Annotated in this window: 24 protein-coding genes; 17 read left to right on the forward strand and 7 right to left on the reverse strand. The window is 70.2% G+C overall.

Going from position 1 to position 26,629, the window contains the following annotated elements:
* Nucleotides 1–40: 40 nt before the first annotated feature.
* The 9 genes from rimP to ACFVFQ_RS18460 all read left to right on the forward strand — a co-directional run bounded on the left by rimP (nucleotide 41) and on the right by ACFVFQ_RS18460 (nucleotide 9,537).
* Entirely contained in the window at nucleotides 41–604 is a 564-nt protein-coding gene (gene rimP / locus ACFVFQ_RS18420) for a ribosome maturation factor RimP (RefSeq protein ID WP_383416691.1), read from the forward strand.
* A 2-nt stretch (nucleotides 605–606) separates the two neighbouring features.
* Entirely contained in the window at nucleotides 607–1,602 is a 996-nt protein-coding gene (gene nusA, locus ACFVFQ_RS18425) for a transcription termination factor NusA (RefSeq protein WP_383416694.1), read from the forward strand.
* A gap of 133 nt (nucleotides 1,603–1,735) precedes the next feature.
* Nucleotides 1,736–2,014: a YlxR family protein gene (locus tag ACFVFQ_RS18430; RefSeq protein ID WP_383416697.1), complete on the forward strand. Its 279-nt coding sequence runs from the start codon at nucleotides 1,736–1,738 to the stop codon at nucleotides 2,012–2,014.
* 179 nt (nucleotides 2,015–2,193) lie between these two features.
* Nucleotides 2,194–5,265, forward strand: a complete 3,072-nt coding sequence (gene infB, locus ACFVFQ_RS18435; RefSeq protein ID WP_383416701.1) for a translation initiation factor IF-2 — start codon at nucleotides 2,194–2,196, stop codon at nucleotides 5,263–5,265.
* A gap of 250 nt (nucleotides 5,266–5,515) precedes the next feature.
* A complete protein-coding gene (locus tag ACFVFQ_RS18440; protein WP_030071556.1) occupies nucleotides 5,516–5,809 on the forward strand; it encodes a DUF503 domain-containing protein in 294 nt (97 codons plus the stop codon).
* 66 nt (nucleotides 5,810–5,875) lie between these two features.
* Nucleotides 5,876–6,331 carry a 30S ribosome-binding factor RbfA gene (rbfA, locus tag ACFVFQ_RS18445; protein WP_274912932.1) on the forward strand — a complete coding sequence of 152 codons (456 nt, stop codon included), beginning with the start codon at nucleotides 5,876–5,878 and terminating at the stop codon, nucleotides 6,329–6,331.
* Nucleotides 6,328–7,254 carry a tRNA pseudouridine(55) synthase TruB gene (gene truB, locus ACFVFQ_RS18450; protein WP_383416704.1) on the forward strand — a complete coding sequence of 309 codons (927 nt, stop codon included), beginning with the start codon at nucleotides 6,328–6,330 and terminating at the stop codon, nucleotides 7,252–7,254. Before rbfA ends, truB begins: the two co-directional genes overlap by 4 nt.
* 275 nt (nucleotides 7,255–7,529) lie before the next feature.
* Entirely contained in the window at nucleotides 7,530–8,522 is a 993-nt protein-coding gene (locus ACFVFQ_RS18455) for a hypothetical protein (protein WP_383416707.1), read from the forward strand.
* Nucleotides 8,523–8,583: 61 nt separating this feature from the next.
* Nucleotides 8,584–9,537, forward strand: a complete 954-nt coding sequence (locus ACFVFQ_RS18460) for a bifunctional riboflavin kinase/FAD synthetase (protein WP_383416710.1) — start codon at nucleotides 8,584–8,586, stop codon at nucleotides 9,535–9,537.
* An 89-nt stretch (nucleotides 9,538–9,626) separates the two neighbouring features.
* Here ACFVFQ_RS18460 and ACFVFQ_RS18465 read toward each other — a convergent pair whose 3' ends face one another.
* The 3 genes from ACFVFQ_RS18465 to eccE form a co-directional block, all read right to left on the reverse strand.
* A complete protein-coding gene (locus ACFVFQ_RS18465; RefSeq protein ID WP_383416713.1) occupies nucleotides 9,627–12,236 on the reverse strand; it encodes an SCO5717 family growth-regulating ATPase in 2,610 nt (869 codons plus the stop codon).
* A gap of 352 nt (nucleotides 12,237–12,588) precedes the next feature.
* Complete coding sequence (locus tag ACFVFQ_RS18470) at nucleotides 12,589–13,431, reverse strand: hypothetical protein (protein WP_383416718.1); 843 nt, start codon at nucleotides 13,429–13,431, stop codon at nucleotides 12,589–12,591.
* Nucleotides 13,431–14,657 (reverse strand): type VII secretion protein EccE, encoded by a 1,227-nt coding sequence (gene eccE / locus ACFVFQ_RS18475; RefSeq protein WP_383416721.1) that lies wholly within the window; start codon nucleotides 14,655–14,657, stop codon nucleotides 13,431–13,433. Before eccE ends, ACFVFQ_RS18470 begins: the two co-directional genes overlap by 1 nt.
* A 317-nt stretch (nucleotides 14,658–14,974) precedes the next feature.
* Here eccE and ACFVFQ_RS18480 point away from each other — a divergent pair, with 317 nt between their 5' ends.
* From ACFVFQ_RS18480 to ACFVFQ_RS18510, 7 genes are all read left to right on the forward strand, one after another.
* Nucleotides 14,975–16,642 carry a type VII secretion protein EccB gene (locus ACFVFQ_RS18480; RefSeq protein WP_383416725.1) on the forward strand — a complete coding sequence of 556 codons (1,668 nt, stop codon included), beginning with the start codon at nucleotides 14,975–14,977 and terminating at the stop codon, nucleotides 16,640–16,642.
* Nucleotides 16,643–17,086: 444 nt separating this feature from the next.
* Entirely contained in the window at nucleotides 17,087–17,407 is a 321-nt protein-coding gene (locus ACFVFQ_RS18485) for a WXG100 family type VII secretion target (RefSeq protein WP_383416728.1), read from the forward strand.
* Between the two features lie 130 nt (nucleotides 17,408–17,537).
* Nucleotides 17,538–17,831, forward strand: a complete 294-nt coding sequence (locus ACFVFQ_RS18490; RefSeq protein ID WP_383416731.1) for a WXG100 family type VII secretion target — start codon at nucleotides 17,538–17,540, stop codon at nucleotides 17,829–17,831.
* 210 nt (nucleotides 17,832–18,041) lie between these two features.
* Complete coding sequence (locus tag ACFVFQ_RS18495) at nucleotides 18,042–19,325, forward strand: S8 family serine peptidase (RefSeq protein WP_383416734.1); 1,284 nt, start codon at nucleotides 18,042–18,044, stop codon at nucleotides 19,323–19,325.
* Nucleotides 19,318–19,629, forward strand: coding sequence for a hypothetical protein (locus ACFVFQ_RS18500; RefSeq protein WP_274912922.1), 312 nt, complete (start codon nucleotides 19,318–19,320; stop codon nucleotides 19,627–19,629). The genes ACFVFQ_RS18495 and ACFVFQ_RS18500 overlap by 8 nt, the downstream gene beginning before the upstream one ends.
* 179 nt (nucleotides 19,630–19,808) lie before the next feature.
* A complete protein-coding gene (locus ACFVFQ_RS18505; protein ID WP_383416738.1) occupies nucleotides 19,809–21,344 on the forward strand; it encodes a hypothetical protein in 1,536 nt (511 codons plus the stop codon).
* 88 nt (nucleotides 21,345–21,432) lie between these two features.
* The gene (locus ACFVFQ_RS18510) at nucleotides 21,433–22,782 is read left to right on the forward strand and encodes a S8 family serine peptidase (RefSeq protein WP_383416741.1); all 1,350 of its coding nucleotides are present in this window, start codon (nucleotides 21,433–21,435) and stop codon (nucleotides 22,780–22,782) included.
* An 87-nt stretch (nucleotides 22,783–22,869) separates the two neighbouring features.
* Here the strand turns inward: ACFVFQ_RS18510 and ACFVFQ_RS18515 are convergent, their stop codons facing one another.
* Both ACFVFQ_RS18515 and ACFVFQ_RS18520 read right to left on the reverse strand, forming a co-directional pair.
* Nucleotides 22,870–23,082, reverse strand: coding sequence for a DUF397 domain-containing protein (locus tag ACFVFQ_RS18515; protein ID WP_383416743.1), 213 nt, complete (start codon nucleotides 23,080–23,082; stop codon nucleotides 22,870–22,872).
* On the reverse strand, nucleotides 23,079–23,927 hold the full coding sequence (locus ACFVFQ_RS18520; RefSeq protein ID WP_383416746.1) for a helix-turn-helix domain-containing protein: 849 nt from the start codon (nucleotides 23,925–23,927) through the stop codon (nucleotides 23,079–23,081). Before ACFVFQ_RS18520 ends, ACFVFQ_RS18515 begins: the two co-directional genes overlap by 4 nt.
* A gap of 121 nt (nucleotides 23,928–24,048) precedes the next feature.
* Here ACFVFQ_RS18520 and ACFVFQ_RS18525 point away from each other — a divergent pair, with 121 nt between their 5' ends.
* The gene (locus ACFVFQ_RS18525; protein ID WP_383416749.1) at nucleotides 24,049–24,567 is read left to right on the forward strand and encodes an ATP-binding protein; all 519 of its coding nucleotides are present in this window, start codon (nucleotides 24,049–24,051) and stop codon (nucleotides 24,565–24,567) included.
* A 493-nt stretch (nucleotides 24,568–25,060) separates the two neighbouring features.
* Here ACFVFQ_RS18525 and ACFVFQ_RS18530 read toward each other — a convergent pair whose 3' ends face one another.
* Both ACFVFQ_RS18530 and ACFVFQ_RS18535 read right to left on the reverse strand, forming a co-directional pair.
* Nucleotides 25,061–26,077, reverse strand: a complete 1,017-nt coding sequence (locus ACFVFQ_RS18530) for a PE-PGRS family protein (RefSeq protein WP_383416752.1) — start codon at nucleotides 26,075–26,077, stop codon at nucleotides 25,061–25,063.
* A 67-nt stretch (nucleotides 26,078–26,144) separates the two neighbouring features.
* Nucleotides 26,145–26,474 (reverse strand): WXG100 family type VII secretion target, encoded by a 330-nt coding sequence (locus ACFVFQ_RS18535; protein ID WP_383416755.1) that lies wholly within the window; start codon nucleotides 26,472–26,474, stop codon nucleotides 26,145–26,147.
* Nucleotides 26,475–26,629 lie beyond the last annotated feature (155 nt).

Consider the following 26,629-nt stretch of genomic DNA (forward strand, 5'->3'; position numbering starts at 1 on the left):
ACCTACCCACAACAGCACACGCGGCCGAGGAGTCACCCGGATGAGCACCACCCAGAGCGAGAGGCTGCGCGGACTGCTTGAACCGCTCGTCGCCGCGCGAGACCTGGATCTGGAAGAGATCGAGGTGACACCGGCCGGCAAGAGTCGGGTGCTGAGGATCGTGGTCGATTCCGATGAGGGCGTCCAGTTGGACGAGTGCGCCGAGCTGAGCCGCGAGGCGTCGCAGGTCCTGGACGACACCGATGCCATGGGCGGCGCCCCGTACACCCTTGAGGTGTCCTCGCCGGGCGCCGACCGGCCGCTGACCGAGCCGCGGCACTACCGCCGCGCCGTCGGCCGACTGATCAAGGCCCGCCTCCATGAGGGCGGCGACCTGGTGGCGCGGATCATCGCCATGGACGACACCGGCCTGGATCTTGAGGTGCCGGGCGTCAAGGGGCGGAAGCCGACCGAGCGCCGGGTCGCGTTCGAGGAGATCGCCAAGGCGCGGATCGAGCTGGAGTTCAACCCCAAGTCCGCGCGACCTGCCAAGCGTGAAGCGCCGCAGGACGAGAAGGACACGCAGCAGGACGAGAAGATCGACGAGAACAAGGAGGAGGCGTAGCCGTGGACATCGACATGAGTGCCCTGCGGGGTCTGGTGCGGGAGAAGGAGATCTCGTTCGACCTGCTGGTCGAGGCGATCGAGTCGGCCCTCCTCATTGCGTACCACCGCACCGAGGGCAGCCGCCGCCGGGCGCGGGTGGAGCTGAACCGCAACACCGGGCACGTGACGGTGTGGGCGAAGGAGGACCCGGAGGACCTGGAGGAGGGTGCCGAGCCGCGCGAGTTCGACGACACCCCGTCCGGCTTCGGGCGGATCGCGGCGACCACCGCCAAGCAGGTCATCCTGCAGCGGCTGCGGGACGCCGAGGAGGAGGTCACGTTCGGCGAGTACGCCGGGCGTGAGGGCGATGTCGTCACCGGCGTCGTCCAGCAGGGCAAGGACCCCAAGAACGTCCTGGTCGACATCGGTCGGCTGGAGGCCATCCTGCCGGTGCAGGAGCAGGTCCCGGGCGAGGAGTACACGCACGGCACGCGGCTGCGGTCCTACGTGGTCCGCGTCGTCAAGGGCGTCCGGGGCCCCTCGGTGACCCTGTCGCGCACGCACCCCAATCTGGTGAAGAAGCTGTTCGCCATGGAGGTGCCGGAGATCGCGGACGGGTCCGTGGAGATCGCCGCCATCGCGCGGGAGGCGGGGCACCGGACGAAGATCGCGGTGCGGTCGACGCGTTCGGGGCTGAACGCCAAGGGCGCGTGCATCGGTCCGATGGGCGGCCGGGTGCGGGCCGTGATGGCCGAGCTCAACGGCGAGAAGATCGACATCGTGGACTGGTCCGACGACCCGGCCGAGCTGGTGGCGAACGCGCTGTCGCCGGCCCGGGTCAGCAAGGTCGAGGTGGTGGACCTGAACGCGCGCTCGGCGCGGGTGACGGTCCCCGACTACCAGCTGTCGCTGGCCATCGGCAAGGAAGGGCAGAACGCCCGGCTCGCGGCCCGGCTCACCGGCTGGCGGATCGACATCCGCCCGGACACCGAGCACGTGGCGGCGGAGCAGGGCTGAGCCCACCGGGCAGCGCGCGGGGCGGCGGCGGACGAAAAAGAGTGGTGCCGCACCGCCCCGCGGGGAATTCTTGAGCAGGGATCGGGCTTTACCCCATCGGGGTGGAGCCGCTGTGGGGAGGTAGACTTAAGCAGTGTCTGGCCGGACGCATGCCCGCGCATGCCCTGAGCGCACTTGTCTGGGGTGCCGGGAGCGAGCGGCCAAGGGCGATTTGCTGCGCATCGTGGTGATCGAGGGCGAGTGCGTCCCCGATCCTCGCGGTACGCTGCCCGGCCGGGGTGCTTATGTGCACCGGACACTGGTCTGCCTCGACCTGGCGGTTCGCCGTCGGGCGTTCCCCCGGGCCTACCGGGGCCGTGGCCCGTTCGAGACGGCGGAGTTGCGCCGGTTCATCGAAGGGGGCGCGCGTTGAGCAGCCGCGATGGCAATAAGGCACAGCAGGAAATGCACAGCGCACGGAAAACCGTGCGGTCAGGTACCTCGCGAGTCGGAAGTAGGTCGAGATTGCGATGAGCACTCGATGAGTACGCGATGAGTACGCCCATGAAGTAGCGACGGTCCGGTGGACACCCCGGACCTAGAAGGAGCGAAGTGGCTAAGGTCCGGGTTTACGAACTCGCCAAGGAGTTCGGCGTTGAGAGCAAGGTCGTCATGGCCAAGCTCCAAGAACTTGGTGAATTCGTCCGTTCGGCGTCCTCGACGATCGAGGCGCCGGTTGTTCGCAAGCTGACCGACGCTTTCCAGGCGGGCAGCGGCGGCGGTCGTTCCGCCGGCAAGCCCGCGGCGCCGCGTAAGTCGGCCCCCGCGAAGCCGTCCGCGCCCTCTCCGGCGCAGGCGGCCCGTCCGGCTGCCCCGAAGCCGGGCGCCCCCAAGCCGGGCCCCGCGGCACCGGCCGCCCCGGAGGCGCCTGCCGCCCCCGCGGCGCCCGCTGCCCCGGAGGCCCCCAAGCCTGCTGCCGGCCCCACCCCGGGCCCGCGGCCGACCCCGGCGGCCCGCCCGGCGGCGCCCAAGCCCGGTCCGGCCGCGCCCGCGCAGCCGGAGTTCCAGGCCCCGCCGTCGCCGGCGCCCGCCGCGCAGCCGGGCCCGCGCCCGGGTGCCACCCCGGGTCCGCGTCCCAGTGGCCGTCAGGGCGGCCCCGGCCAGGGCCAGCAGCGTGGCGAGCGTGCCCCGCGTCCCGGTGGTCAGGGTCAGCGTCCCGGCGGGCCCCGTCCGTCCGGTCCGCGTCCGGGCAACAACCCCTTCACGTCCGGTGGTTCGACGGGCATGGCCCGTCCGCAGGCCCCGCGGCCCGGTGGCGCCCCGCGTCCCGGTCAGCCCGGCCCGCGTCCGCAGGGCGGCGGCCAGGGTGGTCCCCGTCCGCAGGGCCAGGGTGGCCCGCGTCCGACTCCCGGCTCCATGCCGCGCCCGCAGGGTGGCGCGGCCGGTGGCGCCGGCCCGCGTCCCGGTGGCGGTAACCGTCCGAACCCGGGCATGATGCCGCAGCGTCCGGCTGCCGGCCCGCGTCCGGGCCCCGGCGGCGGCGGTCGTCCCGGTGGCGCCGGTCGTCCCGGCGGCGGTGGCGGTCGTCCCGGTGGCGGCGGCTTCGCCGGTCGTCCCGGTGGTGGTGGCGGCGGTCGTCCGGGTGGCGGCGGCGGTTTCGCCGGTCGTCCCGGTGGCGGCGGTCCCGGTGGTGGCGGCGGCTTCGGCGGTCGTCCGGGCTTCGGCGGTCGTCCGGGTGGTCCCGGTGGCCGTGGTGGCACGCAGGGTGCGTTCGGTCGCCCCGGCGGTCCGGCGCGTCGTGGTCGTAAGTCGAAGCGGCAGCGTCGCCAGGAGTACGAGGCCATGCAGGCCCCGTCGGTGGGCGGCATCATGCTGCCGCGCGGCAACGGTCAGACCGTTCGCCTCTCGCGCGGTGCCTCGCTGACCGACTTCGCGGAGAAGATCAACGCCAACCCGGCGTCGCTGGTCCAGGTCATGCTGAACCTGGGCGAGATGGTCACCGCGACCCAGTCCGTCTCCGACGAGACGCTCCAGCTGCTCGCCGACGAGATGAACTACACCGTCGAGATCGTCAGCCCGGAGGAGGAGGACCGCGAGCTCCTGGAGTCCTTCGACATCGAGTTCGGTGAGAACGAGGGCGGCGAGGAGATGCTGGCGGCCCGTCCGCCGGTGGTGACCGTCATGGGTCACGTCGACCACGGTAAGACCCGCCTGCTGGACGCGATCCGCAAGACCAACGTGGTCGCGGGCGAGGCCGGTGGCATCACCCAGCACATCGGTGCCTACCAGGTCGCGACCGAGGTCAACGACGAAGAGCGTCGCATCACCTTCATCGACACCCCGGGTCACGAGGCGTTCACCGCCATGCGTGCCCGTGGTGCCAAGTCGACCGACATCGCGATCCTCGTGGTGGCGGCCAACGACGGCGTGATGCCGCAGACGATCGAGGCGCTGAACCACGCCAAGGCGGCCGAGGTGCCGATCGTGGTCGCGGTCAACAAGATCGACGTCGAGGGCGCCGACCCGACCAAGGTGCGCGGTCAGCTGACCGAGTACGGCCTGGTGGCCGAGGAGTACGGCGGCGACACCATGTTCGTCGACATCTCCGCGCGCCAGGGCACCAACATCGAGCAGCTGCTTGAGGCCGTCGTCCTCACCGCGGACGCCGCCCTCGACCTGCGGGCCAACCCCGACCAGGACGCCCAGGGCATCGCGATCGAGGCCCACCTCGACCGCGGCCGTGGTGCCGTGGCCACCGTCCTCGTCCAGCGCGGTACCCTCCGCGTCGGCGAGACGATGGTCGTCGGCGACGCCTACGGCCGGGTTCGCGCGATGCTCGACGACAAGGGCAACCACGTCGAGGAAGCGGGTCCGTCGACCCCCGTCCTGGTCCTGGGTCTGACCAACGTCCCGGGCGCCGGCGACAACTTCCTGGTCGTCGACGAGGACCGCACGGCCCGTCAGATCGCCGAGAAGCGCGCGGCGCGCGAGCGCAACGCGGCCTTCGCCAAGCGCACCCGTCGGGTGTCCCTGGAGGACCTGGACAAGGTGCTCAAGGCCGGCGAGGTCCAGCAGCTCAACCTCATCATCAAGGGCGACGCGTCCGGTTCGGTCGAGGCCCTGGAGTCGTCGCTGCTCCAGCTCGACGTCGGCGAAGAGGTCGACATCCGGGTGCTGCACCGCGGCGTCGGTGCGGTCACGGAGTCCGACATCAACCTGGCGTCCGGCTCCGACGCGATCGTCATCGGCTTCAACGTCCGGGCCGAGGGCCGCGCGACGCAGATGGCCGAGCGCGAGGGCGTCGACGTCCGGTACTACTCGGTCATCTACCAGGCGATCGAGGAGATCGAGGCGGCCCTCAAGGGCATGCTCAAGCCGGAGTACGAGGAGGTCGAGCTCGGTACGGCGGAGATCCGCGAGGTCTTCAAGTCGTCCAAGCTGGGCAACATCGCGGGTGTTCTCATCCGCTCCGGCGAGGTTCGGCGGAACACCAAGGCCCGCCTGGTCCGCGACGGCAAGGTCATCGCGGAGAACCTCAACATCGACGGCCTGCGTCGCTTCAAGGACGACGTCACCGAGATCCGCGAAGGGTTCGAGGGCGGTATCAACCTCGGCAACTTCAACGACATCAAGGTCGACGACGTCATCGCGACCTACGAGATGCGGGAGAAGCCGCGCACCTGATGCGGGCGACAGCCCGCGCGTAGCGCGGACCATCCGGGGTGGTGGTCCGGGCGACGGGCGGGCGACTTTCCGCCCGTCGCGCGGCCACCGTTCCCGGTGGACGTGCGGTGGGCGGACCGGGGCCGGTCGGCGGGAATTTCCGTCGATCGGCCCCGGCCGTTCCGTGTACGGTTTCGCATGACACGTACGGCTCCGGCGCGTGCCGGGGGCGTGCCCTCCAAGGCCCCGCGGGTGGCTTTACCCGTCTTGCATGTACGTAGGGACACTGTCCTTCGACCTGCTTCTCGGCGACGTACGGTCGCTGAAGGAGAAGCGCTCCGTCGTCCGCCCGATCGTCGCCGAGCTGCACCGCAAGTTCGCGGTGAGCGTCGCCGAGGTGGGGGACCAGGACCTGTACCGCAGGGCCACCATCGGCCTGGCGGTGGTGTCCGGGGACGCCGGGCATCTGACCGACGTCATGGACCGCTGTGAGCGACTGGTCGCCGCACGGCCCGAAGTGGAGCTGCTGTCCGTACGCCGGCGGCTGCACGGCGACGATGACTGAACCCGCGCGATCGGGCGGGCCATCGTCGGTGGAAGCACAATTGTGGAAAAAGAAGGAGACGGACCAGTGGCCGACAATGCGCGGGCGAAGAAGCTGGCGGACCTCATCCGGGAGGTGGTCGCCCAGAAGCTGCAGCGTGGAATCAAGGACCCGCGGCTCGGCACGCATGTGACCATCACCGACACCCGGGTCACCGGCGACCTGCGGGAGGCGACGGTCTTCTACACGGTCTACGGCGACGACGAGGACCGGGCCAGCGCCGCCGCCGGGTTGGAGAGCGCCAAGGGCGTGCTCCGTTCCGCGGTGGGTGCCGCGGCCGGCACCAAGTTCACGCCGACGCTGACCTTCGTCGCGGACGCGCTGCCGGAGAACGCCAAGACGATCGAGGACCTCCTCGACCGGGCGCGGGCCTCGGACGCCAAGGTGCGCGAGGCGTCCTCGGGCGCCGCGTACGCCGGTGAGGCGGACCCGTACCGCAAGCCGGGCGAGGACGAGGACGACGAGGGCGCAGCGGCAGAATGAAGCGGCAGAGCAACAAGCCGGGGGGTCTTGTCATCGTCGACAAGCCCTCCGGCTTCACTTCGCACGACGTCGTGGCGAAGATGCGCGGGATGGCCCGCACCCGCCGGGTCGGGCACGCCGGCACGTTGGACCCGATGGCGACCGGCGTGCTGGTCCTCGGCCTGGAGCGGGCCACCAAGCTGCTGGGGCACCTCGCGTTGACGGAGAAGGAGTACGTCGGCACGGTCCGGCTGGGCCAGACCACGGTCACCGACGACGCCGAGGGCGAGTTCACCGGCTCCAAGGCGGCGCACGGCCTGGCCCGCGCGGACATCGACGCGGAGGTCGCCAAGCTCAGCGGCGCGATCATGCAGGTGCCGTCCAAGGTCAGCGCCATCAAGATCGACGGCAAGCGCTCCTACAAGCGGGTGCTGGACGGCGAGGACGTGGAGATCCCGGCCCGGCCGGTGACGGTCTCCTCGTTCCTGGTGCACTCGGTGCACGAGACCGAGGCCGAGGACGGCACCCCGGTGACCGATCTGCTGGTCTCCGTCGTCTGTTCCTCGGGTACCTACATCCGGGCGCTCGCCCGCGACCTGGGCGCCGGGCTCGGCGTCGGCGGCCATCTGACGGCGCTGCGCCGGACCCGGGTCGGCCCGTACAAGCTGGACCGGGCGCGGACGCTGGAGGAGCTCCAGGCGGCCGTGGACGACCCGGAGGGCGGCGGGGTGCCGATCATGCCGCTCGGGGCCGCGGCGGCCGCCGCGTTCACCTGCTGGGACGTCACCGAGGCGCAGAGCCGGCAGCTGCTCAACGGGGCGCGGATTCCGATGCCGTCCTTCGAGGGCGAGGGGCCCGTGGCGGCCTTCGGGCCGGACGGGACGTTCCTGGCGCTGGTGGAGAACCAGGGGGGGCGGGCCAAGAGCCTGGCGGTCTTCGCCTAGGTCCTGCCCCGGCGGACAGGCTTTAGGGACGTCCGGGTGAGGTGGTGGAACGCGGGCCGCGCGGACGGGCTTCGGGCCCTCGGCCCGCGCTCCACCATCCCCCTCCTTGACTCTCTGTCCAGCACGGACCGGTGATTCACCCCAGCGAGCAGGCGCTCGGAGTGAATCACCGGCGTGCATGGGGGCGCGTTTGCCGATCACCCTGTTGTGGCGATCACTGTCTGTCTACCGTCGTCGCCGTTGAGCACGGACAGTGACCGGTGGGGAGGATCGCGATGGTGGTGCTGGACGTTGACGGCCCTGCGTGCGGGGTGGCGGGCGAGACCGGTGGGGACGGACATCTCGGCGCGCAGTGGCGGGAGTTGGTGTGGGCGGCGACGGCTCCCGGGGCGGGCCACGGGGGCGGGGCCGCCGGTCGATTGAGCGGGGTGTTGCTGGGGGTTCCGGACGCCACCCCGTATCTGGGCGTGCTGCGGCTGCTCGCCGACCGGATCACCGAGCGGTCGGCCGCGGCGGGGGGTTTCGCGGCCACCGGGCTGGCGGTCTTCGGGCCGGTGTTCTGGCGGTGCCTGGCGCTGGCGGCGGGGGACCGGATGGCGCTGCTGCGCCGGCTGCTGCCGGCGGACGGGCCGCGCGCGGCCGGGGCGGCCACGGCGTCGCGGTCCTTCGCCCGGCCGCCGCGGGTGCGGGTGCACGCCGCCGACGCCGGGGCCGCTGACGGGTGGGTGGACGCGCGGGAGTGGCCGGTCGGGGCGGGCGGGGCCTCGTGTGCGGCGGGCGCAGAAGCGTTCCGCCCCGGGGGCCCGGAGCTTCCCCCCGCCCGCTTCCTGGACCTCGTGGCCGAGCTGCTCAAGGCCGACCCGGAGCGGATCCAGCCGCTGCTGTGCGGCTGGTTCGACGACGTCCGGCCGCTGCGGACGGCGCCCGGGGCGCCGCGCGTGATCACCGTCGCGGACGCCGCGCAGGCGCTGCTGCACACCCATCGCACCCGGGCCCTGGACGCCCTCGTCGAGACACTGGCCGGCACCGCGCACCCCCGGGCCGTGGAGCTGCTGGACGCGCTCGCCGAGGACGAGCCGGCGGCGGTGCGGAGGGTCGGGGCGCGGCGGGGGAGCGGCCCTGCGTGGTGGGGGCGACCGCCGCTGCACGACCCGGTGGGGAGCGCTGCGCGCGGCGGACGGGGCCCGGACGGCGCCGCGGGGTGGCCGATGCGACAGCGGCCAGGCCCCCCTTCGCGCGAAGCCGTGCTCCCGGCATGGCAGTCTTAGTCCTGCGCCATGCCGAAATGGCGCAGTGGACGGACAAGAGTTCGGGCGAGGAGCGGGCAGAGTGCAGCGCTGGCGTGGCTTGGAGGACATCCCCGAGGGTTGGGGACGCAGCGTCGTCACCATCGGCTCGTACGACGGAGTGCACCGCGGCCACCAACTGATCATCGGGCGGGCGGTGGCCCGCGCCCGCGAGCTGGGCATTCCGGCCGTGGTCGTCACCTTCGACCCGCACCCGAGCGAGGTGGTCCGCCCCGGCACCCATCCGCCGCTGCTGGCGCCGCACCACCGGCGGGCCGAGCTGATGGCCAAGCTGGGCGTGGACGCGGTGCTGGTGCTGCCGTTCACGAAGGAGTTCTCCCAACTGGCGCCCGCCGACTTCGTGGTGAAGGTGCTGGTCGACAAGTTGCACGCGCAACTCGTCGTGGAGGGACCGAACTTCCGCTTCGGGCACAAGGCGAAGGGCACCGTCGAGATCCTCGCCGAGCTCGGCCGGACCTACGACTACACGGTGGAGGTCATCGACCTCGTCGAGCGCGGTAGCGCGGGCGGCGGCGTGCCGTTCTCGTCCACGCTCGTGCGCCGGCTGGTCGCCGAGGGCGACGTGGCGGGCGCGCGGGAGGTCCTGGGGCGGCCGCACCGGGTCGAGGGCGTGGTCGTACGCGGGGCGCAGCGCGGCCGCGAACTGGGCTTCCCCACGGCCAACGTGGAGACCCTGCCGCACACCGCGATCCCGGCCGACGGGGTCTACGCCGGCCTGCTGCACGTCGAGGGCGAGGCGATGCCGGCGGCCGTCTCGGTCGGCACCAACCCGCAGTTCGACGGCAAGGTGCGCACGGTCGAGGCGTACGCCATCGACCGGGTCGGGCTCGATCTGTACGGGCTGCACGTCGCGGTGGACTTCCTCGCCTACATCCGGGGCCAGGAGAAGTTCGACACGCTGGACGCGCTGTTGGAGCGGATGGCGGTGGACGTGAAGCAGGCCCGCGGGCTGATCGCGGAGTCGGGGCTGGCGTAGCGCGGCCCGCCCGTGGCGGGGACACCGACGCGTCAAAGGGGCGGGGCCCGGCATCAACTGCCGGGCCCCGCCCCTTCGTTCGCACCCGCCTACTGCGGGGGCGGCTGCTGCGTCCAGCCGCCCTGCTCCGGCAACGGCGCGTCCGGGGCGGGCTGTTGCTGCTGCCAGCCGGCGGGCGGCTGGGCCTGCGGCTGCTGCCAACCGCCCTGCTGCGGCGGGTAGCCGGCCGGCGGCTGGCCCTGCTGCGGGGGCTGCTGCTGGGCCTGCTGGGCGTACTGCGCTTGCGCGTACGGGTCCTGCTGCTGCGCGTACGGGTCGCCGGCCATCGGCTGCTGCTGGCCCATCTGCGCCTGCGCGTACATCCCCTGCGCCTGCTGCTGGCGCGCGAAGTCCTCGGCGACCAGGGCGGAGAGGTTGAAGTACGCCTCGCGGGTCTTGGGCCGCATCATGTCGAGGTCGACCTCGGCGCCGGCGGCGAGGTGCTCGTCGAAGGGCACCACGACGACGCCGCGGCAGCGGGTCTCGAAGTGCGACACGATGTCCTCGATCTTGATCATCTTGCCGGTCTCGCGGACCCCGGAGATGACCGTGATGCCGCGCTGCACCAAGTCGGCGTAGCCGTGCGCGGAGAGCCAGTCCAGGGTGGTGCTGGCGCTGCTCGCACCGTCCACGGACGGGGTGGAGATGATGATCAACTGGTCGGCGAGGTCCAGGACTCCGCGCATCGCGCTGTAGAGGAGGCCGGTGCCCGAGTCGGTGAGGATGACCGGGTACTGCTTGCCGAGGATGTCGATCGCGCGCCGGTAGTCCTCGTCGTTGAAGGTCGTCGAGACGGCCGGGTCGACGTCGTTGGCGAGGATCTCCAGGCCCGAGGGGGCCTGCGAGGTGAACCGGCGGATGTCCATGTAGCTGTGCAGGTGCGGGATGGCCTGCACGAGGTCGCGGATGGTGGCACCGGTCTCGCGGCGGACCCGGCGGCCGAGGGTGCCGGCGTCCGGGTTGGCGTCGATCGCCAGGATCTTGTCCTGGCGTTCGGAGGCGAGGGTGGCGCCGAGCGCGGTGGTGGTCGTGGTCTTGCCGACGCCGCCCTTGAGGCTGATGACCGCGATCCGGTAGCAGGAGAGCACCGGCGTGCGGATCAGCTCCAGCTTGCGCTGCCGCTCCTCCATCTCCTTCTTCGCGCCCAACTTGAACTTGGACGGCTGGGCGTTGGCACCCGGCTTGCGCTTCTTGGGTTGGTTGCGCAGCAGGCGGTCGGAGGTCAGCTCGACGGCGGCGCTGTAGCCGAGCGGGGCACCGGGGGTGGCACGCTGCGGCTGTTGCTGGCCCGGCTGGGAGTACTGGGCGTAGTTGGCCGCGGCGTTGGGGTCGCCGAACTGCTGGCCCGGGAGCTGCTGTTGCTGGCCCGGCTGGGGCTGCTGCTGGGGCTGTTGGGGCTGCTGGGGGTAGCCCTGCTGTTGGGGCTGGGGCTGGGGCTGCTGTTGCGGGTAACCCTGCTGCGGGTAGCCGTAAGCGGGCTGCTGTGCCTGGGGGTTGGGCTGTTGCGGGGCCTGCTGGGGCTGTGGCTGGGCCTGTTGGGGGTAGCCGTAGGCGGGCTGCGGGTAGCCGTATCCGCCCTGCTGCTGGGGCTGTTGGGGCTGCTGCGGGTAGCCCTGCTGCTGGGGCTGCTGCGGCTGCTGGGGGTAGCCCTGCTGCGGCTGAGCCTGCGGGTGGGCCTGCTGCTGCGGAGCGGCCGGCTGCTGCTGGCCGGCCTGCTGCTGCGCCATCCGCGGGTCGGCGGGCTGGAACTCCGGCGGCAGCGGCGGCAGTCCACCCTGCGCGGGGGCGCCCTGGGCGGGCACGCCCGGCTGCTGGCCCTCGGCGCCGGCCCAGGGCGCGCCCTGCTGCGGCATGCCCTGCGGTGCGCCCTGCTGCGGAGGCATCCCCTGGGGGGCGACGCCCTGCTGCGGCACACCCTGGGCGGGGGTGCCCTGCGGGTGCGTGCCCTGCTGCTGAGGCTGGGGCTGCTGCTGGGGCTGCTGCGCCTGCGGGTTGGGCTGCTGCGGGGCCTGCGGGGCGGGCTGTTGGGCCTGCTGCGGCTGGCCCTGGACGGGCTGTGCGGGCGGTGTGGCCGCCGCGGCGGCCGGGGCGGAGGTCTCCGGCCCGGGAGCCGGCGCGGGCTGTCCTGCGGGGCTTGTGGCGCCGTCCGCGGGGGTGTTGGGCGCGGCCTCCGGCTGCGGTGCCGCGGCGGACTGCGGCTCGGGCGCCGGCTCCGCGTCATCGTCGTCGCCCCAGAGGTCGGCGGAGGGGTCCGGGCCGTTGCCGGAACGGATGTTGCCGCCCTCGTTGGCGTCCGCGGTCGGGCCGCTCCCGGAGGCACTGGGGGGCGTCGACCCGTCCGTCGGCGTGCCGGCGTTGGTCCCGTCCTGTGGGCGCAGCGTCGGGAAACCGGGGGCCGGGGCCGGGCCGGGCGCGGCCTGCTGCGGCACGCCCTGCGCGGGGCCGGACGACGGTTGGCCGGTCGGCGACGGGCCCGCGGTCGGGGCGCCGGCGGCCGGCGCCCCGGAGGGGGCCGCACCGCCCGCGCCGCCACTGGTGTCGTTGCTGCCGTACCAGGCCGGAGCCGCGAAATCGATCTTGAACTCGCCGGTCAGGTCGAACTCGGACTGGTCGTCGTCAGGATCGTTCCCGTCCGGGCGGAAAGCCTCCTGGTCCTTCACTGTGCCTCCTGGTCTACTGCAACGCACCTGAACGGCAGGACCGGATACAGGCGGATCGATCGGATATCACGGAAGTCGGAGCACGCCACCCGGGGTTGCGCCACCACTGCTCAACTCTCCATCCCCGTATCGACTGCCGTCGTGCACTGCCGAGGTGATGTGCTCGTGCGGCTCTCCCCACAGCCTAATCAACAGTCGGCCCATAACGGCAGTCGATGCCATGTCGTCTTCAAGCCCGCTCGGCACGAGCGACGGGCGCACCCCGCTGGATGCGCCCGTCGCTCGTGCCCGGCGGCCGGTCCCGCGACCGGCGCCCAAGGCGCCCGTGCGGACAACCGGCCGGCGTGCGCGGTCAGTCCATGCGGCGCGGGCCGCCCAGCAGGTTGGTCTCCGCCTCCGTCGGCTGGGTCATGACGAACTGGTGGCCGCCGTCCCGCCGGCACCACAACATGGCGTTGTCGCTGAGCGTCGGCAGTACCGCGCCGACGTTCTCCGGCAGCCGCATGATCCGCGTCACAACCTCCGCCTCCTCGGGCGACAGCCGCTGGAGGCCCACCAGGTCGACCCGGCTGAGCATCTGCGGCGAGCGCGGCCCGAGGAACGGCAGCACCGTCAGCACGGTCTGCCAGGGGCTCGGCGCGAGTTGGTTGCGCGGGGGGCGCGCGCCCATGTCGCGGACGACCAGCACGGGGCTGGAAACCGACGGCCCCTGCGGGGCGATCTGGCGCACGTCGAAGACCGAGACGCACTGCTGACCGCCGCCGGCGGCCTGTGCCATCTGCCCCCAGGCCGGCGGGCGGGCGGTCTCCACCGCGACCCGGGCGCCGGCGGCGACCGTGCGCAGCGCCAGCACCTGCGCCATCCACATGCTGCCGACCAGCGCGACCTCCATCGGCGCCGGGCGCAGCAGGCTCAGCACGGCGGGCTGGTTCTGCGGGTCGATGCCGATGATGACGCCGTCGTCGCCGACCGGCAGGGTCAGCGCGGCCAGCGACTCCGGCGTCAGCACGTGCGGGTTGCGCCGCGGGCCGCGCAGCCCGTAACCGGGCCGCGGGGTGGGCCCGTTGGGGCCGGACTGCTCCTCGTCCGGGCGCGGCTGGTGCGAGAGCCGGCCGCCGGAGACGCCCTGGTTCGTCGGGTTGCGCCAGCCGTCGCTGGTGACGTTGACGCGGGGCTGGTACGTGGGAGTGCCCATCAGCGGGTACCTCCGAGGGGAAGCGTGGCCAGCAGGCCGGGCAGCTGCTCGCGGTCGAGCCGGACCAGTCCGACCTTGACCGAGCCGGAGCGGCGCTCCAACTCGTCCTGGGCGGCGGAGAGTTCGTTGTCGCTGCGGGTCGACAGCCGGACGTAGCCGGAGATCGCCGGCATCCGGCCGCCGCCGTGCGTGGCGGTCAGCGCGAAGGTGCTGGCCATCGCGCGGGTGCTGGTCAGCAGCTGGGTGATGGCGGCCAACGGGGCGCCACCGCAGCCCAGTTGGGGCCACCGGCCGATCCAGTAGGTGGAGTGCCAGCGGTCGTCGCAGCGCAGCGCGCGGGTGGTCTCCTGGGTGCGGCGGGCGGCCCGGCCGTCCCGGCCCATCGCGCCGTTCGCGGCCCGCGGGCTGACGCACACCGCGGTGCCGACCGCGGCCACCACCTCGCGCTCGTCGAGCACCTTGGCGCGCACGCCGCGCGCGGTGAGCCGGCTGACGAGCTGGTCGGCGGCGCGCAGCAGGGAGCGCTGGGCGCCGCCCATGCCGCCACCGCGGGCCTCGATCGCCTCTGCGCACAGCTCCGGGTCCAACTTCAGGGCGATCCAGGTGAGTTGGACGGCGGGGGTCTGAGACTGGGCCTGGAGCGGCGCGTAGGAGCGCGCGGCGACGGCCTGCTCGGGCAGGTGCGGCGCCGGAGCGGGCTGGGTGTACTGGACGAACTGCACCGACTCCAGGTGGATGTCCTCGACGTCCAACGCGGTGTGCAGCAGCTCCAACGGCACCATGTGGCTGCCGCGCTGCGGGCGCAGCGGTTCGTCGCGGGCGTCGACCTGGACCAGGGCGGTCAGGAAGGTGCCGTCGCCGACGAAGCCGACCGCGCGCTGCTCGTTGTCGGTGTACTCGTAGGTGCGCAGCGCCGGATCGCACTCCACCACCGGGGCGAAGGCGGGGTCCACGCCCTGGGTGGCGGTGAGGTTTTCGCTCGTCTGCTTGGAGCGGCGGTTCATCGCGCGCACGGTGATGATCCACTCGGGGAGCGGGATCCGGCGGCGTCGGCCGAGCGCGAAGACGACCAGGACGGCCGCCACCACCGCGGCCACGGTCAGCACGACCGGGTTGTGCGCCGCCAGGCCCACCAGCACCAGCGCGGCGGCGAGTTCGATGATGGCCAGTTGTTGGACGCGGACGCCGCCGATGGTTCCGGCCTGTTGGCGCAGCCGGGGCGACACCGGTCCGGAAGCGCCCTCTCTCCTGCCCGGAGCTGTACCGTTTTGGCCCTCGTTTTCCGCGTACTGCGGTGCAGCGGAAGGCTGTTGCTGCTGTTGCCGCCCGTTGCGGCGTCGAGCCCTGGTGGCGCTGGACATCCCCCGGCCTGCTCCTCTACTGGTGTGTGCCTTAGGCGTATCGGTCGTCGCTCGGACTGGTGCGTCGGAAGGTGACACCCGTACGGTACGGCTCGATCGATACACGGCATAGTAGAGGGCGCTACGGCGTGAGTGCCGGGGGCGGTCGATGTGGATCCAACAGGCGGGGAGAGAAAGCGACAATGGCATCACGTCGGGACGAGCTGAATGCGTATTCGTTTGCGCGAAAGCGTACGAATGCGGCATTCCTGAAGCCGCTGCCGAACGGCTCGATCGAGAGCGCGCCCAAGCCCCTGAAGGCGGTGTTGCCCAGCGTGGTGATGGGGATCGTGATGGTCGTGGGGTTCGGCGCGTGGGGCATTATCCAGCCGGCCGCACCGGAGGGTTGGGATCAGGTAGGGGGAAATGTCCTCGTTGGGGATCAATCCACCACGCGCTATGTCGTCCTGCCCAATAAGGACGGCAAAGGCAATCAGAAGAATCTGCTGCATCCCGTTCTGAATCTGGCCTCCGCCAGGCTCCTTGTCGACCCGAGCAAGTTTCACGTCGTCAAGGTCAAGGAAGAGGAACTGGACAGCGGAAAGGTGCCGCGCGGCGCGGCGATCGGCATTCCCTACGCCCCGGACCGGCTGCCCACCGCGGGCGACGTGGACAAGCCCAAGACGTGGGCGGTGTGCGACCGTCCCGGCAGCGGCACCAACAACAAGTCGCAGCAGGCGGTGTTCGTCCTCGCGGGCAAGGATCTGGACAAGGTCAACAACCCCAAGAAGGGCAAGCTCGACCTCCACCAGGCGCTGTACGTCGAGGACCCGGACGGCGTGAAGTGGCTGGTGGACCAGAACGGCTTCGCGTTCCAGATGATCGCCGACGAGACGCAGGCCCTCATGGAGGCCAAGACCAACACCAAGCACGTCGACACCGAGGCCGACCGCGCGCTGCGCCGGATCGTCTTCGGCTCCCAGGCCGAACCGCAGAAGGTCTCGGCGGAGTTCATGAACACGCTGGTCAAGAGCCCGTTCCCGATCAGCATGCCGAAGGTGGACGGCGCCGGTGAGCCGGTCTCCAACTCGGCGATCCCCGCGGAGGCGCGGAAGGTCGGCTCGATCCTCCAGGTCGGCGACGGCGTGAAGTACGTGGTCCTCAAGAGCGGCGTCCAGCAGGTCAGCAACTTCGTGGCCAACCTCCTGGAGCAGGGCCCCAACGGCGAGAAGGTGACCGGCTCCCCGGGCAAGGCGCTCCAGCCGGTGAACGTCGCCACCGGCAGCGTGAGCCCCCAGACGGACTCCACCGGCCACGCGGTCACCTTCTACGGCAAGGTCCTGGGCACGGACCTGGACAACCCGTGGCCCAAGGAGACGGTCACCGCGGCCAACGACTTCTCGCACGGCTCCCAGACCGGCGGAATGACCACCCCCACCCAGGACGGCGTCTCGTGCAGCGTCTACAAGGGGACCAACAGCAAGTACCCGGGCGTCGACAAGCTGGGCTTCCCCAACGGCATTCCGGACATGAGCACTTGGGTCGGCAAGGACTACCCGGCCCAGATCGCCCCCGGTGCCTCCGCCTACGTCACCCCCGGCAGCGGCCTGCTCTACCAGCAGGCGGCCACCCCCGCGGCGACCTCCGGCAGCCTCTTCCTGGTCACCGACACCGGCCTGCGCTACTCGGTCCCGCGGAACAACGACTCCGCCAACAAGGCCGGTAGCGACAAGCAGGAGCAGGACCAGGCGCAGATCCACCTCGGCTACAAGGACGCGCACCCGCCGCTCCTCCCGGAGGCGTGGTCCAAGCTGCTCTCCGCCGGCCCGTCCCTGGACGTCAACAGCGCCAAGCAGCCGCAGGCTTCCTGACCGTCCGCGCCCCCACCGAGGGGTCGTCCACGGCCAATCTGGCGCGCTTCGAGGCCGCGCCCGGCACCCGTTCGCGGGCCGGGCGCGGCCTCGCCCGTCACGGGGCGCTCCGCTCCTCACGTCGCCGTGCCCAAATCCCTTGCGTCACAGGGGAGTCGGCGATTCCGCGTCTCCTCCGGAACCGCTCCATCTCGCCCCTACCTCTCCCCGGAACCTTCACTACCGCTTGCCGGAAACCGCCCCATCTGTCCGTTTCCCCTGAACGGCGTTTTCTCGACGCCCAGTTGACATTGTTGTGATCCCGTCACAACGGCCGCACCCCTGTTGGGAACAGGCGTGTGGAGTAGGTAATGTGGCAGGGGGCGTCAGCAGGAGATGCCACCCGCGCACTGCCCTCGCCGGCGCCGCGCGGCCGACGTACGAGTCTCATGGGGGACGTTGACCATGGCTGGTCAGTTCACAACCACTCACGAGGAGATGGTCGCGTTCAGCGGCAAAATCGACTCGGTGAACCAGGCGATTAAGGGCGAGATCCAGCGTCTGCAGCAGGTCGTCGACACCATCACCTCGGGCTGGAAGGGTCAGGCGGCCTCCTCCTACCACCAGCTCCAGTCGCAGGTGAACGAGGACGCCAACCGCATCAACCAGCTGCTGGCCGAGATCAAGGAAGCGATCGACCAGACCACGGGCAACTACAGCTCCTCCGAAGAAGAGCAGGCTCAGTCGATTACGCACGTCACCGCCCAGGCTTCCCCGTTCGGATGATGGGGCCGCGCCGCTGACCCCGGCGCACTCGCCCAACCGCCGTGGTCAGGCCCACCGGTCAGTGCCGGTGCGGAGCCTCGCCACGGCTGAAGTGAATCGACTAGTCAGCAACAACTCCTGAGGAGACCCCATGTCCGGCCAGATCCTCGTCAATTTCCAGACGATCAGCCAGGCAAGCCAAGACGTGCGCAACACCGCGAACAACATCCGCCAGCAGCTGGACGACCTTGAGTCCGGCGTCAAGCGGATCGCGTCCAGCTGGGAAGGTGCCGCGCAGGAGGGCTACCAGGCCCGCCAGCGCGAGTGGGACCAGCGCGCCGCGCACCTCCAGCAGACGCTGGAGGCCATCGCCAAGGCTCTCGACACCGCCGCGCAGAACTACCAGAGCACCGAGAGCAAGAACGCCAGCATCTGGGGCGGCTGACCTCGCCCCGCGCGAGGACGCAGCACGGACGGCACACGGCTGAGCAGCCCCCGACGGCTCGCACAGTGGTCAAAGAGGGCGAGCGCGCTGCACCAGTGCGCTCGCCCTTCGGCCGTCCATACCCCCAACTGCCCGTCCCCGCGCCCCTGTTCGTTCCCACCACCCCTCGCCCCGCCCCATCCCCACCCACCTAGGGAGAGCAGACAACCCGTGGGATCTCGCGCCATTGGTCTACGAGCCGGGCACCGCCGCCGCGCGACGGGCGCACTGGTCACCGCGGCCTGCGTCGCCGGCCTGTCCTGCGTCGCCGCCCCGCCGGCAGTCGCGGACGACGGGAACGTCCCGCTGCAGAGCGGCGAGTGCAAGTTCGGCACCAGCGACATCAAAGAGACCCCCTGGTCCCTCCAGCGCCTGATCAACAGCCAGATGTGGGCGGGCGGCAACAAGGGCGGGGGCATCCGGGTCGCCGTCATCGACACCGGCGTCGACGCGGGCAACAAGCAGCTCCAGGACGCCATCGAGGGCCCCGGCAAGAGCTACGTCAACGGCAAGCCGACCCAGGACAAGGTCGGCCACGGCACCAAGGTCGCCGGCATCATCGCCGCCCGCCCCCGCGTGGGCTCCGGCTTCTACGGCCTGGCCCCCGAGGCCAAGGTCCTCCCGTTCCAGCAGACCAGCGACGAGCAGGCGGGCACCGCCGACACCCTCGCCACCGCCATCGACGACGCGGTCGCGGCCAAGGTCGACATCATCAACATCTCGCAGGGCACCGCGGCCAGCGAGTCGCTGCTGCCCAAGCTCAAGGCCGCGGTCAAGCGGGCCCAGGACGCCGGCATCCTGATCGTCGCCTCGGCCGGCAACAGCGGCGCCAGCGGCGCGGAGAAGAACATCTACCCCGCCGCGTTCAGCGACGAGTTCGACAACGTGATGGCCGTTGCCGCCTCCGACCGCAACAACGAGCGCGCGGCCTTCTCCCAGCCCGGGCCCTTCGTCGGCATCGCCGCTCCCGGCGTCGACATGGTCTCCACCGTCCCGCTCGGCGGCAACTGCGTCGACCAGGGCACCAGCTTCTCCGCTCCGTACGCCACGGGTGCCGCCGCGCTCCTGATGGCCAAGCACAAGAGCGACAAGGAGAAGTGGGGCCCGCAGCAGATCATCTGGCACCTGGAGCAGACCGCCGACCGCGTCCGCAGGGGCCGGGACAACAACATCGGCTGGGGCGTGGTCAATCCGATGGCCGCCCTGAACGACGACACCCGGCCCACCGCCGCGCCCACGCCCGACAAGTTCAAGGGCGTGGCCGACGGTTCCACCATCTTGCCGGCCGTCGCCACCCTCGGAGAAACCACCGAGCAGCGACGCGCCCGCATCGCCATCTACATCGTCGGCGGCGGCCTCCTTGCCGTCGCCGCGGTCGTGGGCTCCTCGGTCGCGCTACGCGACTGGCGCCGCAAGACCGGACTGACATCACACGGGGAGGCCGAGCATGGCTAAAGAGGAATACGGCGTTGACCTGGACGCCCTCGACCAGCTGGTCAAGGAGCTCAACCAGATCCTGAAGGACATGGGCGGTCCGAACAACCGGGCCAAGAACCAGACGTATCTGCCGCCCAAGGCCCTGGGGAACTCGTTCGGTGAGCAGAATGACCTGCACAAGGCTCACACCGAAATGCAGCAGTACATCCAGGAACAGATCGTCAAGAAGATCACGGATCTGATCGACGAGTTCGGTCAGAAGTCCAAGAAGACGAAGGAAGCCTACGACGACGCCGAGCAGCGCAACAAGATTCATCACTGATCACTGCGGTGATGATGACTGCATGACTGCATGACTGCGGTGATGACACTGCAGTGAGGACAACTGCGGCGATGACACTGCGGCAATGACAACTGTGTTGATGGCGTTGACGGTTAGGTGAAGGAGAAGGGGGCCGAGGGGTGAGCGGAGACACGGGCGGCGTGCCCACGGATCGGTACGTGGACACCAGGTTCTACACCAAGTTCAATCTGAACGATCTCGACGGACTGAAGAAGATGCTGGACGGTGCCAGCGTCCAGACGGTCCGGGACGTGGCGAACAACTGGCAGGGCCTGCACGACGACTTGGTCGGCGAGGACGGCAAGGGCGGCATTCAGAAGCGGTTCACCGACGCGGTGAACAAGGTGATGGAGTCCTGGCACGGCGAAGCGGCCAACCGCTTCCAGAAGAAGGCCCAGGACATCGTCGAGAACTTCCAGAACGGCGCGCCGTTCGCCGTTCATACGGCGAAGATCATGGGCGCGACGGCCGACGACCTCCAGAAGGCCATCGACAAGGTCACTCCGGTCGACGACGGTTGGAACTGGAGCGATGACGTCTGGGGCGAGATGCCCTGGTCGGACCAGATCGACGACGACGACCTGAACAAGGCGCTGAAGTCGGGCGCCAGCACCAGCGGCATCCTTGAGGCGAACAAGGACAACTTGTCCGGCCACCAGAAGAAGCGGCTTGAGGCCGCGGTGGCGATGGAGACCTTGGGGACGGCTTATCGGGCGCGGGCTACTGGGTTGCAGAAGCCGGGGGCGGGGCGTGGAGGGGATTTCCGAGACGACGAGCACCGCGAGAAGCCCGATCAGAAGGATCTGGGCGGTATGCCCATGCCCATGCCTACCGGCGGTGGCCTGGGCGGTGGTGGGGGCGCCGGCGGCGGTGGTCTCAAGATCCCCACGCGTGGCATGAAGTCCGCCCCCAAGATGCCCGAGACGCCCAAGATGCCGGACCAGCAGGGCATCAGCGGCGGGCTGGGCTCGATGAAGCCCCACACGCCCGATGTGAAGACCGGGCTGGACGGCCTCAACGGTGGCACTGGGGTCAAAATCCCCAACGCGGGCGGCCCAGGCCCGGGTATGGGCGGTGGCCCCGGCGGCGGCAACCTTCACGTGCCCGGTGGCGGTGGCCCCGGCGGCGGCATGCCGGGTATTCCCGGCGGCGGTATGCCCGGTGGCGTTCCTCGCGGCCTGCAAGGCGTGAAGGGTGGCCCCGGTGGCACGGGTGGCCTGAAGGGCGGCCCCGGTGGCACGGGCGGCGTGAAGAATGGCCCCGGTGGCACGGGCGGTGTGAAGAGCGGCCCCGGCGGCACCGGCACTGGTCGCCCCGGCATGCCGGGAGGCATGGGCGGCGCGCACGCCGGAGGTGCCGGGAAGGGCGCCGGAAAGGGTGCCGGCGGGGCTGGCGGCGCCGGCGGCGCTATGGCGCGGCAGAAGGGCGGGATCGTCGGCGCGACCGGCGGCAAGGCCAGCGGTGGCGGAGCCCAGGGAGGTTCGGGCCTGCACCGTAGCCGTGGTGGCGCTGCGGCCGGTACCAACTCCGGCAGCGGCGGACGGCGTCCGGCGGGCATGATGGGCGGCGCCCATGGTGCCCACGGCGGCAAGGGGAAGGGCGAGGGCCAGAACGGAAACCGCCCCGACTACCTTGTGGAGGACGAGGAGACCTGGACGCCGGAGCGTAATGTGGCTCCCCGGGTCATCGAGTAGGAACGGCCGGACAAGCAATCGGCAGACATGCTTGGGGCCCGCAGCTCTCGGGCTGCGGGCCCCAGTTCTGTGAGGAAGGTGTAATGGCATGAGCTTCACGCGGACGCTGCGTGCGGTGGGCGGCGCGGTAGTGGCGGGAGCGCTGCTCTTCGGCACCGCGCCGGTTGCTTCGGCAGACCAAATCAGAAACGAACAGTGGCCGTTGCAAAAGCTCGACGCTGAGTCGATCTGGAAGGTCTCGACGGGCAAGGGGGTGACTGTTGCAGTCATCGATGAGCCCGTGGACGGAAGCCACGCCGACCTTCAGGGAAATGTGCTGCCAGGCAAGAACCTGTACGCCGGAGGAACAGCCGATCACCCGGACGGGAAGCTCGCACACGGGACAGCCATGGCTTCGCTCATCGCTGGGCATGGGCATGGCGCAGGAGGAAACGATGGCGTTAAGGGTCTAGCGCCTGACGCCAAAATTCTTCCTGTTGGAATGCGGATTCCTGACTCTAATGCGGCACCGATAGGGGGAGGTACGGGGACATATGCCCAGGCGCTCCGATATGCCGTAGACAACGGTGCAAAAGTTGTGAACATGTCTTTCGGCTTCGATGGTGATTTCACGCCTGACGAGAAATCAGCCATCGATTATGCGCGAAAGCATGACGTGCTCTTGGTTGCTGCGTCAGGCAACGAAGGAAGTGCAAATCTCGGCAACCCGGGTTCGCTTCCAGAAGTGCTCACCGTGGGGGCGGTGGACAATCAGGGCCGCATCTGGCAAAAGTCCAACTACGGCCCCAACGTCAAGCTGACTGCACCGGGCGTGAACATCAGGTCCGCCAGTCCTGTGGAGGACATCCACGGCAAGTACCGCCTGGCCGACGGTACTTCTGACTCCACCGCCTATGTCTCCGGCGCCGCCGCCCTTCTCCGGGCCAAGTTCCCGGACCTGACTGCCGGCCAGATCGCGAACCGCCTCATCAAGACGGCCAGCCTCCCGTCCGACCAGCAAGGCATCTCGCTGCCGGACCAGCACTACGGCTACGGCTCGATCAACCCGCTCAGCGCCCTGACCAAGGACGTTCCCGCCGGCTCCAAGGACGGCCCGTTCCCCGCGCTGAGCGGTGGCTCGTCCGGCCCGTCCTCCGACCCCAGCAACGCGGCCGGCGACACTGGCGGCGTGAAGATCGCGAGCCACAAGGGGCTGAGCGCCCCCTTCCTCATTCTCATCGCCGTCGTCGTGATCGTGATCCTGGCCATCGTCCTGGTGGTGGTGTTGGTGGCCAAGAAGAACCGTCGTAACGGTCCGCCCCCCGGTGGCCCGGGTGGCTTCGGCGGTCCTGGTGGGCCCGGCGGCTACATGCCGAACCAGCAGATGCCGTACCAGCAGCAGCCCGGTGCGCCCGGCTCCTACCCGCAGGGTCCGCCCACGCAGCCGCCCGGTCAGTAGGGCTCGGAGCTAGCGCAAGCAAGAAGTAGCGGAAATGGATTGGGGTCCGCGGCCTTTGGGCCGCGGACCCCAATTCGTTTGTCTCGCTCAAGTTGCCTGAACTATGGCGGAGTTGACGAAGGCCGTCCAGGCGGCGGGCCGCACGGCCAGCGCCGACCGCGTCACGTCTTTGGAGTCGCGGATGTGCACTGTGGTGGCACCAGACGCGACCTCGATGCATTCACCGCCTTCTTCGCTGCTGTAGCTGCTCTTGAACCATGACAACGGGTACGGGCCTTGCGCAGTGATGTCGGCGTTCATGTCGCTTTCAGCACCTTCTCGATGTAGGTCAGTGATTCGCTGGGCGTGAGGGCCTGAGCACGAAGGATCCCGTACTTGTTCTCAAGAGCCCGGACCGAACGTCGGTCTGTGCGGAGACGGCTCACGTTCTGCACTTCCACGTACGCGATCCTGTGCCCCTCCTTGGTCTCGATCAAGGTGAAGGGGCCGGCCAACCCCGAGTTCTCTTCTCGGCTCAGCGGCATGACCTGGATCTCGACGGTGCTCTTCTGGCCGATGAGCAGGATCTGCTCCAACTGGCCGCGGAGTACCTCCCGTCCACCGATGGGGCGCAGCAGCACGGACTCATCGATCACAAAGCTGAACAGGGGGGCCGGGCGACGGACGAAGATCTCTTGCCGCGCGAGGCGTCCTGCCACGCGCTGTTCGAGGATCTCCTCGTCCAGGGGTGGCCGCATCATTCCGAACACCGCCCGCGCGTACTCCTCCGTCTGCAAAAGCCCGGGCACGGCCTGAGTCGCGTACACGTGCAACTCGACCGCCTGGCTCTCCAACCGCGCCGCATCCCGAAAGAACGCCGGATACCGGGCCCGCGCCACCTCCTCCTTCATTTCCACGAGGACGCCGCGGGCGTCCAGCACCTCGTCCGCCTCGTCGATGAACTCGGGCGGTGGAATGCGCCGCCCCTGCTCGTAGGAGGCGATGGTGGAGGGGGAGTAGCCCATCCGCGCGCCGAATTCGGTGCGTTCCATGCCCGCCCATTCCCGTAGGCGCTTGAGTTGGCGTCCGAACACCCGCAGGATGCCCGACTCGGGCTCGTGCTCCGCCTGTTCCTCGTCGTCCGTCTGCCGGCCGCCGTTGTCCATGTCCGTTGCCTTCCCGGGGCTGACTCCCGCCGCGTACCCGCGCCTCCCGGTACGTACAACGCACCGTGGTCAGCGCATCACTCCTCGTCAAAGGTAGGTCCGTGACGGGAGGGTTGGGCCCATGAACAGCACAGTCCGCTCTTCCGGGGTATCTTCCCGAATCCGCGAAACCCACGCCGGGGTGGGCGAGTTCGCGATGCGCTTCACCTCCACACCGCGCGGCGCCCGGTTGGCCCGCCGTCTGACGTCGCACCGGCTCGACGAGTGGGGGTATCCCTACGACGGCGAGATCAACGAGGCCGTGACCGCCCTCGTCGGAGAACTCACCGCCAACGCCGTACGGCACGGCCACGTCCCGGGACGGGACTTCGCGCTGTGCCTGACGGTGACCCGCGCTGGCGGCGCCGTCCGCTTCCGCGTCGAGGTGTCCGACACCCGAAGCGAGCGGCTGCCCGTCGTCGGCTCGGGCGGAGAGGGCGAGGCCGGGGTGGAGGAGCGCGGTGTGCTCGCGGAGAGCGGTCGCGGGCTGCTGATCGTCGGGAGCCTCGCGGACCGCTGGGGCGTTCTTCCGCGGCCGGGTGGCCCGGGGAAGACCGTGTGGGCGGAGTACGTCGCTGCGGTGGGTGCGGCCGGGCACTGAAGGGGCCGAGGAGGACGGTGGACTGAGGAAGTCCGCCGGCCCGGGCGCATGACTGCCCGCGCCGACCGTGCCATCCGAGGGGGCGGTCAGCCGAAAGGGTTGCCGGGCTGTGAGGGCCCGGTGGGCGGCGCCATCAGCGCGAGGCGGGAGTCCTCCGGCACGACGGGGCTGGCGCCAGGCGCAGGGGCCGCCACCTGCTCCTGCTTAACACTGGGGGAGGGGAGGAAGTAGGGGGCTTCCGCTGAGAATCCAGGGGCGGGATTTCGCGCTGTGCCTGAGGCGTCCAGGGTGGGCGGTGCACTCTGATTCCGCGTCGCCCGCGGAGACCGGCTGGGCGGGGGCCTCTCGTCGAGGTCGGCGCGGCCGGGGGGGACTGAGTGACGCGAGAGAAGTCGCCCCGATCCAGGCGGAGTTGGCCCGAAACGACGACAGAACCGCTGCGTCACCGGCCAGGGCGGTCGGGATGCAGCGGCTCTGCGGGAGTGGCGGGGGCTCAGCCGAAGACGTCTTCGACGCTGCCCTTGACCTTTTCCTTGACGGCGTCGGTGGCTCCCTGGTGACGGGTGGCGGCACCGCCGGTCCGGGCGTCGACCTGCTTCTGGGTCTCGTTCAGGCCGCGGTCGGTGAGGTCCTTCCGGGCGTGATCGGTATACGTCTTGGGGTTGGTGAGATCGTCCGCACCCTCCTTGACGCCCTTGACGTATTCGCCGGCCTTGTCCTTTGCGATGTCGGCGGTTTCGTCCAGCTTGATGCCATCGCGTTCACCGAAGTGGGTTTCGATGGTCTGCTGGGCGATGTTCTGGCCCATCTCCTTGCCGGCTTCTTTGGCCTTCTCCTTGGCCGCGTCGACGACCTTTTCCTTGACGGTGTCCTTGACCGTTTCCTTGACCTGCTTCTTGGCGTAGTCGGTGACGACCTTGCGGGCCTCCTTGGAGACCGCCTTCTTCGCCAACTTCTTGATGGCGTCCATGGTGGCGTGTTCCATGGCCTTGGTCGCCGCCTGCATGACCTCGCGCTTGATCTTGTCGAGGATCTGACGAACGATCAGGCGGGTCGCCTGGGTGGCGCCGGCGGCGGCGATTTCGGACGTCCCGAAAGTGAAGGGAGCGGCGGCCTGTGCCGCGATGATTTCGGCGGCCAGCATGACGAGTTGGACGATGACCGCGATCTTGCCGGCGACCACGGCGATGGCCGCCGCGTCGAACGCGTCGGCGATGATCCCGGCGGCCTCCGCGGCGTCACGGAGATAGTGGTCCCCGGAGCTGCCGCCGGCGCCGCCACCACCGAATGCGCCCCATTCCTTGGTGAAGCCTTCAATGGCGTCACCGGAGTTGGCGGAGACGACCTGATTGGCTGCCAGCGAGCCCTGCTCTTGGGTCTGGTTTACCGATTCGGCGAAGTTGCGCCAGATCTGGGCGCATTCGTGGAGCTTGTCCTCGTCGGCGCCCGGCCAGTCGTAGCCGAGGAGGTTCAGCACCCAACTGACCTCGCTTGGCAGTGTCAATGCCACGGTGTTTGTCCCCCGCGCGGTGGTAGTCGATTGTTACTGGGATGGAGAGAGTGGAGGCGGGGGTGCGTCAGATCTGCGGGCGGCCGGCCGCGCTGATGGTGTGGATGCCCTGCTCATCGGACTCGGTGTACGAACGGGCCATGGTGTCGAGGTTGTGGCCGATGCCTTGGAGGCGCTCACCGAGGGAGTCCATCGACGTGAACATGCCGTCCCGGACGGGGACGTAGATCGTGTCGAAGAGATCGCCGAAGTCGCAATCCTTCCAAGGGCTTTCCATGGCCTTCAGGTCGTCCTGAAGTTTCTTCGACGCCTTGGTGAAATCGTTGCCGATCTGGACAAAAGCGTTTCCCTGCGTCCGCAGGACGTCCGGATCTACGTCAAATTCCTGGCCGGCCATCATCGCCCCCGTGTTTCAGGTGCACTCCGCACCCTGCTCGTCACGCCTAACGGTCTCACATTAGGCGATCCGTGTGGAGGCATGTCAAGGCGACCGATGCGGTCGCCGTCGGCCCTGGGGCGAGGGGTAACGGCGCTGGTTTTTTGGCGAATTGG

Origin of the sequence: Streptomyces sp. NPDC057743 (assembly GCF_042798755.1) — a bacterium.
Taxonomy (GTDB): domain Bacteria; phylum Actinomycetota; class Actinomycetes; order Streptomycetales; family Streptomycetaceae; genus Streptomyces.